We start from the raw sequence: 14,225 nt of genomic DNA on the forward strand, positions 1-14,225 counted from the left end.
CAGGCGGGCCGGTGAGTTGCGCATCGCAGCTCATGCGGCATTCCGTTGTATTTCGGTCAGAAGCAGCTCAAAGGTGACGCAGACCGGGTTCGTGCCGCGCACCAGCCGCCCGCCAGTGATACGTGTGGTGAGATCCACCATCGCAATATCCAGCATCGCCTTCCGGCATCCGGGAACGGCCGCGTCGATGCGGCCTACTTTCACTAAGATTTCGCTCGCGTAGGCGCTAAGGCTTGTTCCGTCTTCATAATCCGCGCCGATCAGGCTGCCGATCCCGTTGACCTCGGCTTCTCGCAGACCAAACTTGGCAGACACCTCTTCGAGTGTCGTGCATATATCGGTGTTGGGGCGCACTGTGCATAAAAGCGCACGAAAACCCGACACGTTTTTGCGGCGCTGTTGAGCGATGGGTGTGAAAAGGGGAAAATTGGTTTCCTCATCCTTTTGCACATCGAGGATCGCTCCATCCAGTGCAAGAGCCTCAAGCGATGTCTCTACAGCAAATTCGCTCTCGAAAGGCAGGAGATGCCCCATGGAGATTACGCTTTCGGCACTCTTCCAAGAACCATGGCAGTGCGAAAACGGAACGCTATCTCGTCGGCCCATATGCAGGCCTGCATCGATGATTGTGCCCCCAGGCATGGAAAAGGTTTCGCTATACCACGCAGCATGGGCGTCATCCGGCGCGGCTGCTGGCATGACATAATGCAGCCGTTTCATCGGGACGTCTTTTAATCTGACGTAACCACCTTCGAAACCCAACTCCGCAAAAGCATCGGCAATCGCTTTGTTCGCGCTTGTGCCGGGCCTTACCGTCAGCGTAACAGGATAGGCTCGACAACCAACAGCGCGAAAGCGCTCAGGCGTTATCGGTCCGGGATGTGCGATGCGGCGGGGAAGTACTCGCGTGGCTGTCCCCGTCATACCGCAAGCCCTGCGGTAATGAATCCTCCATCAACGGCGAGGACCTGTCCATTGATATAGCTTGCATCATCCGACACAAGGAAAGCAACGGCTGAGGCGATCTCGTCGGTGCTGCCATAGCGATGCATCGGAACGCGGCTATGCCACTGATTGCGAACATTCTCAGTATGTACTGCCTGGGTGAGGGGGGTGTCTACCGGACCGGGAGCAACCGCATTGACACGAATGCCCGATTGCCCCAGTTCGTTCGCCATCACCATCGTCAGAAGATTGACGCCACCTTTCGAAGCGCCATAGGCGCTGCGGCCTCGATTTCCGCACATACCGGAAACAGAGCTGATATTCACAATCGAACCAGCAATATCGCGCTCCAGCCAGTGACGTGCGGCAGTGCGCGCTACCGCGAAGCTGCCGACGAGATTGATATCAAGGATATGCCGGAATTCCTCAACGCTTGTGTCGACAGACAGCTTGTCGATACCGATGCCGGCACTGTTGACAACAGCCACAAGATCAACCGAATGGTCGGCATCGCCCGCGGTCAAGGCGGCAAATGCCTTCTCTACCGACACCTCGTCTGCAACATTGCAGAGGAGGCCGCGCGCGAGATCGATACCAAGCTTTTCGCATGCAATATCCAGAGCCTCGCGCTTGAGATCCAGTAACCATGGCTGCCAGCCGCGCGCTAACAGGAGCTGCGCAGTGGAAAAACCGATGCCGGATGCACCGCCAGTGATCGCCACGGCTCCTTTCTTTCCTGACCTCTTTTGTGTCATACCGTCTCCTCTCGATTAAACGCCTGTCAGCCTGTCTGCTTTTCTTCGAAAGCCGGCATTTGACCGCGTTTCTCCAGTTCCTCGCGGATCATTTTCTTGGTGATCTTGCCGTATGCGGATTTCGGCAGCGCATTCCAGAACAACACAGTCTTTGGCAGCTTGTAGCGGGCCATTTTGCCTTCGAGATAGGCCCTGAGGTCGATGGAAGAGATATCCGCGCCCTCACGGGCCACGCAAACAGCCACACCGACCTCGCCCCACATCGCATCTGGCACACCCAGAACAGCAGTCTCGCTTATGTCCGGATGCATGAGGATTTTTTCCTCGATTTCGCGCGGATAGATGTTCGAGCCGCCGGAAATATACATGTCGGAGGCTCGCCCGGTGATGTACAGGAAGCCGTTCTCATCGCGGTGACCAAGGTCGCCCGTGCGGAACCAACCGTCGCGGAAAGCTTTGGCATTGGCCTCAGGATTATCGTAGTAGCCAGCGAAAACCGCAGGACCAATCACGCAGATTTCGCCGGTTTCACCGGCGCCAACCTCTTCGCCCGCATCGTTTTGAATCTGCACTTCCATGCCGGTGCGGTCGAAGCCGCAAGTGCCAATCCGTGTTTCTGGACCGTCCTCGGCGTTGTGAAAAGATGGCGGCAGCACGGTGATGTTCCCAGTGACTTCACCCAGCCCAAAATATTGCACCAGCACGGGGCCGAGCTTTGCGAGTGCCCGCTTCTGGTCGGCGCGGTACATCGGTGCGCCGGCATAGATTACATAGCGCAGCGAGGAATGATCGAATCTATCTACAGAGGGGTCTTCGACGAGCATTTTCAGGATAGTCGGCACGGTGAACGCATTGGTGACACGCCATTTCTCGATCAGCTCCCAGACGGCGGGCACATCAAGCTTTTCCGCTGCTGGGAGCACGGTCTTCGCGCCATGAGCCACCTGCACCAATTGGTGAATGCCCGCTCCATGTGAAAGTGGGGCAACGACGATTGAGGCGTCGCCCGGCCCGGTTCCGGGCATCAAATCGCACAGATGATTGGTGATAACGAAAGCCATCTGCCCATGGGTGAGAACCGCAGCCTTGGGGCGGCCAGTGGTGCCGGAGGTGAAGAAGAACCAACACGGATCATCTCGATCGACCGCCTGGCTTTTGACTTTTTGCCCCTTATGACGGGCAACGATGACATCGTAATCTGTACCGAACTCAGCCGGGCCAATTGCGATGATGAAATCGATAGTGGTCGCTTTCTGGCTGGCTTTTGCATGATCGGGAAAGGCACTGGCGCAGATCATCCCGCGTGCACCGCTGGCCTTGGCTAGATATGCAACTTCATCGGGCGATTGACGGTAATTGGTTGGCACCCACACCGCACCTACGCGAAAGCATGCGAACATGGATTCGAACATTTGGTTGTTGTTGGAGGACTGCACGAGAATGCGGTCTCCCTTTTTGACGCCGAATTCACTCTGCAGCGCGTGAGCCATTGCGTCGACGCGCTCTTCCATTTGAGCCCAGGTCCATGTCTGTTCACCCCAGACGAAGCCTATATGGTCCGGGTTGCGGCGTGCGGCCTGGGCCAGGAAATGCGACAGATTCATCACCCGTGTGGTGGATGGCGCGACCCCGCCCGCGGGGTGCTGTAAGGCACTGTGCATTGTCATTTCACGCGCTCCATGATTGAGACGTAATTTGCAACCGCCGTGCCCCCCATGTTGAATACACCAGCCAGGGAGGCATTGGGAATTTGCATGTCGCCTGCCTCGCCCATTAACTGCATCGCCGCCATGACATGCATGGAAACACCGGTTGCTCCGACGGGATGACCTTTCGATTTCAGGCCTCCTGATGGGTTGATGGGCAGGCGGCCGGACTTCAGCGCCGTTCCATCCCGGACAACGCGATATCCTTCGCCAGGCTTCGCAAGCCCCATGGCCTCATATTCGATCAATTCGGCAATGGTGAAGCAGTCGTGCGTCTCAACGAAGGAGAGGTCGCCCAGCGTTGCGCCGGAAAGTTCCAGCGAGCCTGCCCAGGCGCGGCGCGCGCCCTCGAAGGCCAACGGATCACGGCGGCTCAACGCCATGATGTCATTGACATGCTTGCGGCTCCGGAAACCGATGGCGCGATCGAGTGTCGCGGCGATTTCCTCATCGGCCAAAATGATCGCGGCAGCGCCGTCGGAAATCAGCGAGCAGTCGGTGCGGCGGAGGGGGGCTGCGACGTAGGGGTTCTTATCCGAAACAGTATTGCAGAAGTCGAACCCGAAATCCTTGCGCAAATGGGCGTAGGGATTGACTGCGCCATTGGCGTGATTCTTTGCAGCGATCATCGCCAGCTCTTCCGAGCGGTCGCCATAGCGCTGAAAATATGCCTGGGCGATGCGGCCGAATTGACCGGCAAACCCGCCGGGAATATTGGCCTCTTCCGCACGATAACATGCAGAGAGTAGGATTTCTCCCACCTCCGCGGTTGGCAGCGACGTCATCTTTTCGGCCCCGACAACGAGTGCGATGCGGCCGCGCCCGCACTCAATGAAGTCCATGGCGCTATAGAGGGCGGCTGATCCTGTTGAGCAGGCATTTTCGAAACGCACCGCAGGCGTATAGGCGAGGCGCTCATCCCCCATTGCTACTAGGGCACCCTGAAAATCCTGTTTCGAAAAGCCATTGTTCATCACGCCGACGAAAATGCCGTCGATATCGCCGACATCGATGCCCGCGTGATCTATTGCCGGCGTCACGACTGAAGCCATCAGTTGCTCGGTATTTTCAAGGGGGGACTTGCCGAAAGGTGAATGCGCCCAGCCGACGATCTGCGCTTTGCTCATTTGCTCGTTCTCCTAGGTTGCCGTTTCGTGTCGCCTTCACCGCGCGTGCGGGAGCGACTGGCCATCATTTCCACAATGCGTGTCTCGATGCGGGTGACTTCCTCGCGCAGTAGTGCTGCAAGTTCAGGCTGGCGCTCCGGTCGCATCCGGCTGTCCACAGCGGCAATGCTCAACGCTCCTGCCACCGCACCATCGGGCGCACAGATGGCAACTCCAATACCCCAGGAATTAGATAGGATCAGACCTGGGTTGAGCGAATATCCATTGGCTCTTGTCAACTCGACGTCGCGGCGCAGGCCGTCAAGCGTGATCCCGGGATAATTGGCAGCAATGAGCCCGCTATTGGCCGCAATAATGCTATCCACCTCGGCGTCTGGCAGCGCCGCCAGCATGGCGAGCGAACCTGCACCAATACCCAATGGGTGTTCAAAGCCGGCTTGAAGCGCGTGGGTGCGCACCGGCCAGGTGCCTTCCTCACGGTAAAGGCACAGCGCAAATGTATCACGGCGCACGGACAGGAAGCTCGAATCCTCCGAGCGGCGAGAAATGCGCGTCAGGCCGTCCTGCGCCATTTGAAGAAGGCCAAACCGGCGCGATGACAGGCTGCCCAGCACGTAAGTTTCTTCGCCCAGATAATAACGCCGCGTTTCCTCATCCTGCTCCACAAGGCCAGCACGGATCAGAGCTAGCAGCAGGCGGCGGGCCGTGGGTTTGTTCAGTCCGCTTTCTGTCACTATGACCGAAAGCGCTACGCCCCGTTCCGCGTGCCTGCCGACCATGGAAAGAAGCGCGAGAGCCCTGTCCACCGCGCGCGCGCCCGTCAGATCGTTTTCTACCGGTATCGTTGTTGTTGCTGCCATCTCAGGAGAATGCTCCCACCGCGCAGCTTTGCCCGCCGTCTACTGGTAAACAGACGCCGGTGATGAACTTAGCCTCATCAGATGCGAGAAAAACGGCGGCGCGGGCAATGTCGAAGGCATTGCCCATGCGACCCACCGGAACAGCCTCATTGCGCGCTGCCACCATCTCGTCGACAGACGCGTACTGATTGCTTATCTGCTTATAGATCAGCGGGGTGTCTATTAGTCCAGGAAGAATGCAATTGGCGCGAATGCCCTGCCGGGCATATTGCATGGCGAGTGCCACCGTCGCCTGATTCACCGCTGCCTTCATAGCGTAATAGGCAAAATAGGGGTAGCCGGTCCAGCGAATGGAGGCGAGCGACGAGATATTGACGATGGCCCCGCTGCCCTGTGCCAGCATCACCGGTAACACAGCTTTGGTGGTGCGATAGACCGAGCCGATATTGAGATCGACCGAGGCGCGAAACCTCTCTTCATCCAACTCGACTGGCCCGCCCATATGGGTCACGCCGACATTATTGTGCAAAATATCGATGCCACCAAAGGCCTCGCAGGTGCGGGCAACGGTGGCCGAGATGGATTGTAGTTGAGTAACATCGGCGGCAACGGCAATGGCCTCCAAACCTTCGCCGCGAATGATCTCTGCGGTCTCCTGAGCCGAGTCAGCGGAGAGATCGACACAGGCTACAGACGCGCCTTCGCGGGCAAATTGCAACGCCGCAGCCTTGCCGTTGCCGAAACCCGGCCCCGATGATCCTGCGCCAAACACAAGCGCGCGTTTTCCCGTCAGGCGACCTGTCAAAGCAGTCTCCATTCCAATCGTCAGACATAGTCGGGTCGGCCCCGCTCCCGGCGGGGCCAATTATTCAAAAGACCGGTCAGGTCAGGCTTGCACCAACGGCCTTTTCAAGGATGGTCCAGGCCTCATCGCCATATTTGCCTTTCCACTCGGAATAGAAACCTGCCTCTTTCAACGCGGCGCGGAAGTGTGTCGCATCCGTGTCGTTGAAGGTCATTCCCTTGGAAATCAGATCTTCCTTTACCGAGGCATTGAGCTTGGCGACATCGGCGCGTTCGTCCTTGCCGGATTGATTGAGGTTTTTGGCGACGATAGCGCGCAGGTCATCGGGCAGGCGCTCCCACGCGCGCTTATTAGCCAGGAACCAGAACCCATCCCACATATGATTAGTGACTGAGCAAAATTTTTGCACTTCGAACAGCTTTGCTGTGGAAATGATGGCGAGTGGGTTTTCCTGGCCATCGACCACGCCGGTTTGCAGCGCTGTATAGACCTCGGCGAAATTGATTGAGGCAGGGGCCGACTTGAACGCCTTGAACATGGAAGTCCAGAGCGGGCTCACTGGCACGCGGATTTTGAAGCCTTCGAGATCGGCCGGCGTGGCGATGGGCTTCGATGCGCTTGTGATCTGGCGGAAGCCGTTATCCCAGATGGTGTCCATGGCAACGAGGTTCTGCTTCGCAATTTCGCCACGGACATACTTGCCGAGATCGCCATCCATGGCCGCCCATACCGAGTCGTAATTCGGAAAGGCGAAGCCGATACCGCTGATAGATGCGTTCGGTACCAACGTTGACAGGATCAGCGGCGAAAGTGTGAAGAATTCGACACCTCCAGAGCGTACCTGGCTCAAAACATCTGTGTCGGCACCCAGCTGGCTGCTGGGGAAGATGTTGATATTGACCTGCCCATCGGTCTCCTTGGCAATACGCTCAGCCGCCTCCTTGGCGCGAATGTTCATCGGGTGCGCCGCTGGCAGATTGTTGGCATATTTATAATTGTATTGGGCAGCGCGAGCGCGCGACACGAAGGCTGTGGCCAGTACGGCGGAGCCGGCGCCGGCGAGCATGGTACGTCTATTGATGTTCATTGTTTCTCCTCCCAAAAATAGTCAGTTATCTTCCATCGTCGTCGCGGGCTGACCCGCCGCGGTCTTAGAGCAAAATGGTCGAAATTCCGGGTATTGCAGCGATCAAGAGCAAGCCGATAATCATGGCTGCGAGATAGGGCCAGATGGCACCCATGGCCTCGTCCGGCGACACGTTGCCGATCTTGCAGGCGATGTAGAAGCCAATACCGATAGGCGGCGCCATCAGGCCGATATTCATGGCGACCACCACGACCATTGAATAGTGGATGTCATTAATGCCAAGAGTGCGGGCGATCGGGAACATGATCGGTGCAAGCAGAACGATCGCCGGCAAACCTTCCAGGACGCAGCCCAAGATCATGAAAATTAGGATCGACACAACCATGTATGTCATCCAGCCGCCCGGAAGATCGGTTATCATTGCGGTTAGTTGGAAAGCAAAGCCGCTTTGCGTTAGCCCCCAAGCCATGGCCGATGCACAGCCGAGGATCAGCAGTATCGCACCAGAAAGGGCTGCTGTCTCAACCAGCATCGAATAGAGCTTCCTGAGGCTGATCCCGCCATAAAGTACTGCGCCTACGATCATGGCATAGAGCACGGCAATAGTGGATACTTCGGTTGCCGTGGCGACACCGCCGCCCACCAAGCTGCGGATGAGGAAGGGTAGAACGAGCGCCGGTGCTGCAATCAGGGCTGCCTTGCCTACCAATGGCCATGGCGTGCGCGTTGCGCCTTCCATGTTTTCATTTCGAGCCTTCCAGCGGGCCAGAACAGCCAGCACCAGAAGCAGCACCATTGCAATCATGAAACCGGATGTGAAGAGGCCGGCAATCGAGACACCTGCCGCTGAACCAAGAACGATCAGCACAATGGAGGGCGGAACCGTATCGGCCATAGCGGCGCCGGTCGCCAGAAGCGCGATCATCTCCTTGGGTTTGTGGCCACGGCGCTTCATTTCAGGAAACAGCGCAGGTGCGACAGTTGCCATATCAGAAACCTTGGAGCCGGAAATGCCGGAGACAAGAAAGAGCGAACCGAGCAGAACATAGGACATGCCCGCGCGAATATGGCCAAACATCGAGGACAGGAGCTCGACAATCGCCCTACCCATGCCTGTGGCATCGAGAACACAGCCCAGCAGCACGAACACCGGCACTGACAGAAGAATGATGCTGGACATGCCCTCATCCATGCGCCCGATCATCACAATGGTCGGAACCCAGGTGGTAAAGGTCAAGTATGCGAGGGTTCCAAGACCGAAGCAGAAGGCAATCGGAACACCCAGCACTAGAAAAAGCGCAACGAATAGACCGAGGAAGATCGCCAGATTGTAATTGCCGAGGGATTCCAGTGTCGGTGATGCCAGATAGAGCAGGCCGGAGACAATAGCGACGGTCGCAATGGCTGTGATGATATCTCGCAGTTTTTCCCGACGAAAGAGATTGTTGATCACCAAAAGCAGCATAAGGCAGGCGCCGGCGGGCAGCGCCGCGGCGCGAAACGACATCGGGATATTTAAGGCAGCTGATGTGACCACCCATTCCTCGATTGCATACTCCATGGCGGGCGTAATGATTGCTGCAAGAAATGTCGCCACCAGCACCAGCGCTAGCGAATTGATGTAGCCCAGAACACGATCCGGAAACATGTTGAGAAACAGCGTCAGGCGAAGATGTTCACTGCGATCAATGGCGATTGCTGCGCCCAGCATGGCAAACCACAGAAAGCACAAGGATGCCGTTTCATCGATCCAAACGATCGGTAGATGCAGGGCATATCGCGACACCACGCCCAGCAGAAGCAGGGCGATCATCGCCGCCAGCAGCATCGCTGCCACGCCTTCGATTGGGCGCATGAACCAAGACCCTGTTACCTGTCCGGTGTGCAACAGTTCGTCATCGAGTACGAATACGTCGTCATTCGCGTTTGCGGTCATGGTCATCGGGGCCTCCTCTCCCACAGAACAACCTTCGCAAGGAACATGTCTGCAACAGAGAGTCCGCGCCACGCCCGTGACGTCTGGATAGCTGTTGTTGCCAGACAGGCCAGACCCCTCCAAAGGTCTGAATGTATCGGAATATTGCCTCCACAATATGGACCGCTACAAAATTGTGTATTTGGGATACACATGAAAACGCGCGAAATCAACAGCAAATAAGGCTATTTATGCGGCTAAATTGCGAGTCCTTTAGGTCTATATCGTGGACCATGATTTAGTATGCTTCAGTTCTTCCGGTTGCCCCTGCAGAGTCGCTCGGCGTTGAAACGAGCAGCTAATCCAAATCGCGGCAGCTGAGACGGGCAGGTTGCCGGACATCCGGAAGGCCGGCGTTGCACAGGAAAGACCCCATGGGCGTCGAATTTGTCCTGTTTGGTTGTGCTGAGGCTACATTTTCGGCTTTTCGGAAAATCCAAGCGTCGTAGGTTTTGTGAGATCAAAATACGCGCGGAGTCCACGCCGCGCTCATCTGGCGACACCGAAAACAGATGAGAGCTGTTTGATATCCCTGGCGTAAGCTTTTCCGCGTTTGCTGTAATGCTATCGCCTTGACGAGCAATTTCATCGCGATCGGCTTACTTCCTCTGGCGACTGTGAATGCCCTAGGCTTTTCGCGCCCATTTGTGACAATGCGCTTGCTGTTACCTTGCTTGGCGAGAGCGTAAACCGGTGCCGGTGGGCTGGAGCCTGTCTTGCTTTTATAGGTGTGGTCGTTGTTATCAATCTCTTAGGTGGAGAGGTGAATGCAGGCATTCTTGTCGTCCTTATCTCCGTTGTTTTCGGTGCGCTTGAAGTTATACAGGCCCGTGCTTTGCGGGCGGAAAACACGACGGTCATGATGGTCTTCTATACCGTCGGCCTTGTCGTAATCACCGCGGTTCCGGCGGCCTGGACTTGGAAGCCGGTTGCTCCGATCGACTGGGTTCCTCTCCTTGGGATCGGACTGTTGGCTCAAATCGGGCAATACTGTTTTTTGCAGGCCTATCGAAAGGCGGATGCCAGCATTCTTGCACCCGTAAGCTATCTGTCGCTTCTGGTCGTTACTGCCGCTGGATATTTCTTATTCAACGAGGTGCCAGACCCAAGGGTAATGCTCGGGATTGCGATCATCCTGATTTCGCTACTGTCCACCGCGGTCCTTGAACAGTTGGACGAGCTCCGAGAGCAGGGTTGGTCTACACCTGTGCAGATTCGAGAGGATAGAGGACCGAACCCGCAGCGCACGCGGCTTACGCGGTAGGGCAGCTTGATACTAACCTCCGATGAGTTTCCCACAAAAACGGATATCGTATGTGAAAAGAAGCGCATGCTTTGCGCGCTCCTTCAGTTCAATCATTATCGTTTGGGATGTTCAGCAAATGCCCGCAAGCTTTGCAGTGAACGGCGTCGACCTCATGTCTTTGCAATCCACATTTCTCACAAGGGTAAGCAACCTTGTTGGGTCGCACGATCGACTGCGCGAGCCTGACAAAGAGAGAGATGCCGACAATCATGGTGACGACGGACGTGAGTTTCCCAAGCGGGCCAGGTAGCGTGATGTCACCAAAGCCCGTCGTGGTCATCGTCGCAACCGTAAAATAGAGCGCGTCGACGAAGCCGACGAGCCCGCTCTGGTGATAGAAGAACGTCGTGTAGACAAATCCTGTTACCATAAAGAGGAAAACCAGGAAGTTGAGCGATGCACGTGCAACATCCTTGTAATGATGACAGCCGAGCCGCTTCAAAATGACGGCAAAGAGCGGACTCTCGCCGACAGCCCATAGCCGCATGGCTCGCAGGAATGCGAAATTGAACAAGGCGTTCGGAAAAAGCAGTGTCGCAAGGATGGCGAAGTCAATCCAGGTCATCGGCTTCTTGAGAAACAGACCCATTGACCCCATCGCAAATGCGCGCGCTAGCAACTCCGCGGTTATCCAGACCGCAATCATGTAATCAATGATCAGGTAAGACGGCCCGTTGCGCAGAAATGGACCGAATATAAAAAATGAAATGATGCTGACATCGATGACGGCCAAAATGGCTTGCCAACGCAGCGCCCAAGCGTCACGCCCACGCTCGATGCGGCGCAGCTTCATTTGTAGAATCTCGAGGCGGGACGGGACCGATCTCTTACTTAGTGTCTTAGGTGTCATTTACACTGGATAGGGGCGAGTGCCAGCCTGGTCAACATCACGGAGCCGACACGCCTCCGGAACGGGCGACCAGTGACGCAGACGCAGATGGAGCCAATTCCAAACTCATGCATTTCCCTTACCGAAAGATGTCCAATCTGTGACGATCTTTTGTTGAAACCGGTACCGGACTCAAAGAGAATATTTGAAAATCGATTTGAGCAATTGCATGAGGGGGCAAGATCAAACGCATGAAATCGTTCATAATTAACCCGCCCGTATTCTACGGATCTGTCATTATCATAGCCTTGTTCGTAGCAGTTGGCATCGCGCTTCCTGGTCAAGCAGAAGCCCTTTTCAGCGCCATTCAAAGCTCCATACTTGGCACCTTCGGATGGTTCTACCTGCTATCCGTCGGCATATTTCTCGTAGCCATGCTGCTTTTGTGCTTCGGAAAGTTTGGCAATCTTAAACTGGGGCCGGATGATTCTGTTCCAGAGTTTAGGTTTTTGTCATGGATCGCGATGCTTTTTGCCGCAGGCATGGGCATTGGACTGATGTTCTACGCTGTCGGCGAACCCATGACGCATTACATGGCACCACCGACCGCCGAACCGAAAACTGTGGCAGCCATGCGTGAAGCCATGACGGTGACCTTCTTTCACTGGGGCATCCACGCCTGGGCAATTTATGCCGTCGTTGGCCTGTCTCTTGCCTACTTCGGTTACCGCTATAATCTCCCACTGACGGTTCGTTCTGGCCTCTATCCACTGCTCAAGAACAAGATCAACGGTCCGATTGGACACGCGGTCGATATTTTTGCCATCGTTGGCACGATGTTCGGTATCGCTACGTCGCTTGGACTTGGCGTCGCACAGATCAATGCAGGCCTCAATCACCTGCTGGGTCTTCCGATTAGCGCTACTGTCCAGCTTGTCCTGATCGTCCTCGTCACTGCGATGGCGACCGTTTCTGTGGTGACCGGCCTGGATAAGGGTGTGCGCATTCTCTCGGAGACCAACCTTGTCGTCGCCGTTCTTCTGATGCTGTTTGTCCTCGCCACAGGACCGACGACGCAGCTCTTCCGGGATTTCGTTCAGAATCTTGGTTTGTATTTCGACACGCTCGTGTTGAGAACGTTCAACATCTACGCCTACGAGCCAACACCTTGGATCGATTCCTGGACGCTGTTTTACTGGGCCTGGTGGATATCCTGGTCACCGTTCGTCGGTATGTTTATTGCCCGCATCTCGCGGGGCAGAACGGTTCGTGAATTCATCGCCGCCGTGCTATTTATCCCAGCAGGATTCACCTTCTTCTGGATGACGGTATTCGGTAATACTGCAATGTTCATCGACACGGGTGTGGCGTCGGGCGCGTTGGGCGCTGCGATTTCAAACGACGTATCGGTGGGCCTTTTCCGCTTCTTCGAGTATCTGCCTTTTTCCGGAATCACCTCGACACTGGCTGTCCTCCTCGTTTGCATCTTCTTCATCACGTCTGCAGACTCTGGTGCGCTTGTTGTCGATTCGATTGCGGCCGGCGGAGAAACCGAAACGACCACCGCGCAACGCGTCTTTTGGTGCTCAATGGAAGGCGTGGTTGCAGCTTGCCTGCTCATGGCAGGTGGACTGAGTGCACTTCAATCTGCGACAGTCGCGAGTGCTCTACCGTTTACTTTTGTCATGTTGGCGCTCGTCGTTTCTCTTTATCTCGGGATGCGGCAAGATCTGGCGCAGATGGAGGTTCATAGCGCCCGCAATGCCGTACCGGCAGAGCCAGCGTCGGGGCAAACCTGGCAGCGTCGCCTTGCTTTGATGCTTGCAACGACGACCGAGAAGGAAGTCGTTCGTTTTATCGACGATAAGGTGGCACCCGCCTTGGACAAGGTAGCAGCAGAACTGCAATCGAGAGGCCGCCCGACAGAAGTCGAGCGTGAAGCTCCTGGTCTTGTTACGCTTCGATGCCCCGCCTCGGACGTTCGTGACTTCATCTACGGTGTCTCGGTGCAGAAACATCGCGTTGCGAGTTTCACAACCATCAGAGCAGGAAAGGCGGAGTACCGCTATGAAGCAAGAACGTTCTTTTCAAGCGGAAATAGCGGTTACGATCTGGTGGGTATGACGCAGGATCAGATCATCAGCGATGTTCTGATTCAGTTCGAACGTTACCTCCACCTCGTGCAGTCGCCAGAATTCCAGCTTGTGCACGGGGCTCCCGAGCACACCGTCTGACGGCTCAGCCCTATGGTAATCATCACCCACGCGACAGACAATCTGCGCGTGGGTGGCGTTGGCGGCTTCGGCTGGTCCGGCGAATTTGGTTCATCGCTACCTTTTTTTGTGATTGCGGACCTCGGCTTGATAAAAATTTTTCTGTCTCCATCCTCTGCTAGGTCAGAAACAATCGGATCAGAAGCCCGATGACCGCAACGCTTCCTACGCCAGCCAGCCACAGAACGACAAACCAAATCGTCTTTCGGAGACCATCGCTCAGATTGTCGCAGCGCAGTTGAGATGTGTGTATCTATGAGGCCTTGATGCGTTCGGCACAGGGGTTACCTAAGGTAAGCTTTTTCGGAAGGATATAACAATTCACGAACGTCTGGATATAAGGCATTGGTGGGCAGAACTGCTGAGAACGATCCCACCACGCAGCAGCGACGACAACTAACAGATCACACGCTTCGGCTTGTTTACAAACATGCAGCGAATACCTAGCAGAGATCGGCCCCATAACTTTCAATCAAGACGGCGTGTCCGGTCCTAGTTTTCGCGTGAGAATATCCAGGACAGATTTCGACTTTCTATGCCGGCATGGATTCGAGGTT

The 14,225-nt window shown here is 55.8% G+C and carries 10 protein-coding genes and 1 pseudogene; 2 read left to right on the top strand and 9 right to left on the bottom strand.

The window, feature by feature from the left end; translation table 11 throughout:
* Positions 1-30 precede the first annotated feature (30 nt).
* The 8 genes from WKI41_RS02865 to WKI41_RS02900 all read right to left on the bottom strand — a co-directional run bounded on the left by WKI41_RS02865 (position 31) and on the right by WKI41_RS02900 (position 9,227).
* Positions 31-924 (bottom strand): DUF296 domain-containing protein, encoded by an 894-nt coding sequence (locus WKI41_RS02865; RefSeq protein ID WP_340191995.1) that lies wholly within the window; start codon positions 922-924, stop codon positions 31-33.
* Positions 921-1,700 (bottom strand): SDR family NAD(P)-dependent oxidoreductase, encoded by a 780-nt coding sequence (locus tag WKI41_RS02870; protein ID WP_340191996.1) that lies wholly within the window; start codon positions 1,698-1,700, stop codon positions 921-923. Before WKI41_RS02870 ends, WKI41_RS02865 begins: the two co-directional genes overlap by 4 nt.
* A 26-nt stretch (positions 1,701-1,726) precedes the next feature.
* Positions 1,727-3,367: an acyl-CoA synthetase gene (locus WKI41_RS02875; protein ID WP_340191997.1), complete on the bottom strand. Its 1,641-nt coding sequence runs from the start codon at positions 3,365-3,367 to the stop codon at positions 1,727-1,729.
* Positions 3,364-4,533: a thiolase domain-containing protein gene (locus WKI41_RS02880; protein ID WP_340191998.1), complete on the bottom strand. Its 1,170-nt coding sequence runs from the start codon at positions 4,531-4,533 to the stop codon at positions 3,364-3,366. Before WKI41_RS02880 ends, WKI41_RS02875 begins: the two co-directional genes overlap by 4 nt.
* Positions 4,530-5,393, bottom strand: coding sequence for an IclR family transcriptional regulator (locus tag WKI41_RS02885; RefSeq protein WP_340191999.1), 864 nt, complete (start codon positions 5,391-5,393; stop codon positions 4,530-4,532). The genes WKI41_RS02880 and WKI41_RS02885 overlap by 4 nt, the downstream gene beginning before the upstream one ends.
* A 1-nt stretch (position 5,394) precedes the next feature.
* Entirely contained in the window at positions 5,395-6,198 is an 804-nt protein-coding gene (locus WKI41_RS02890; protein WP_340192000.1) for a glucose 1-dehydrogenase, read from the bottom strand.
* Between the two features lie 76 nt (positions 6,199-6,274).
* Positions 6,275-7,285 (bottom strand): TRAP transporter substrate-binding protein, encoded by a 1,011-nt coding sequence (locus WKI41_RS02895; protein ID WP_340192001.1) that lies wholly within the window; start codon positions 7,283-7,285, stop codon positions 6,275-6,277.
* 64 nt (positions 7,286-7,349) lie between these two features.
* Positions 7,350-9,227, bottom strand: a complete 1,878-nt coding sequence (locus WKI41_RS02900; RefSeq protein ID WP_340192002.1) for a TRAP transporter large permease subunit — start codon at positions 9,225-9,227, stop codon at positions 7,350-7,352.
* Positions 9,228-9,748: 521 nt separating this feature from the next.
* Between WKI41_RS02900 and WKI41_RS02905 the strand changes: the two are divergent.
* Positions 9,749-10,524: pseudogene (locus WKI41_RS02905) on the top strand (DMT family transporter); the annotation flags it as partial.
* A gap of 88 nt (positions 10,525-10,612) precedes the next feature.
* On the opposite strand, the gene WKI41_RS02910 reads toward WKI41_RS02905, so the two are convergent.
* The gene (locus WKI41_RS02910) at positions 10,613-11,359 is read right to left on the bottom strand and encodes a potassium channel family protein (RefSeq protein ID WP_340192003.1); all 747 of its coding nucleotides are present in this window, start codon (positions 11,357-11,359) and stop codon (positions 10,613-10,615) included.
* A 287-nt stretch (positions 11,360-11,646) separates the two neighbouring features.
* Between WKI41_RS02910 and WKI41_RS02915 the strand changes: the two genes are divergently transcribed.
* The gene (locus WKI41_RS02915) at positions 11,647-13,629 is read left to right on the top strand and encodes a BCCT family transporter (protein WP_340192004.1); all 1,983 of its coding nucleotides are present in this window, start codon (positions 11,647-11,649) and stop codon (positions 13,627-13,629) included.
* Positions 13,630-14,225: the final 596 nt, after the last annotated feature.

The sequence above is a fragment of the Agrobacterium larrymoorei genome (assembly GCF_037722385.1).
Classification (GTDB): domain Bacteria; phylum Pseudomonadota; class Alphaproteobacteria; order Rhizobiales; family Rhizobiaceae; genus Agrobacterium; species Agrobacterium larrymoorei_C.

What these genes read in the sequence shown, in the direction of transcription:
- WKI41_RS02865 (WP_340191995.1), bottom strand. Translation starts at nt 924, where the DNA reads ATGACGGGGACAGCCACGCGAGTACTTCCCCGCCGCATCGCACATCCC.
- WKI41_RS02870 (WP_340191996.1), bottom strand. Translation starts at nt 1,700, where the DNA reads ATGACACAAAAGAGGTCAGGAAAGAAAGGAGCCGTGGCGATCACTGGC.
- WKI41_RS02875 (WP_340191997.1), bottom strand. Translation starts at nt 3,367, where the DNA reads ATGACAATGCACAGTGCCTTACAGCACCCCGCGGGCGGGGTCGCGCCA.
- WKI41_RS02880 (WP_340191998.1), bottom strand. Translation starts at nt 4,533, where the DNA reads ATGAGCAAAGCGCAGATCGTCGGCTGGGCGCATTCACCTTTCGGCAAG.
- WKI41_RS02885 (WP_340191999.1), bottom strand. Translation starts at nt 5,393, where the DNA reads ATGGCAGCAACAACAACGATACCGGTAGAAAACGATCTGACGGGCGCG.
- WKI41_RS02895 (WP_340192001.1), bottom strand. Translation starts at nt 7,285, where the DNA reads ATGAACATCAATAGACGTACCATGCTCGCCGGCGCCGGCTCCGCCGTA.
- WKI41_RS02900 (WP_340192002.1), bottom strand. Translation starts at nt 9,227, where the DNA reads ATGACCATGACCGCAAACGCGAATGACGACGTATTCGTACTCGATGAC.
- WKI41_RS02910 (WP_340192003.1), bottom strand. Translation starts at nt 11,359, where the DNA reads ATGAAGCTGCGCCGCATCGAGCGTGGGCGTGACGCTTGGGCGCTGCGT.
- WKI41_RS02915 (WP_340192004.1), top strand. Translation starts at nt 11,647, where the DNA reads ATGAAATCGTTCATAATTAACCCGCCCGTATTCTACGGATCTGTCATT.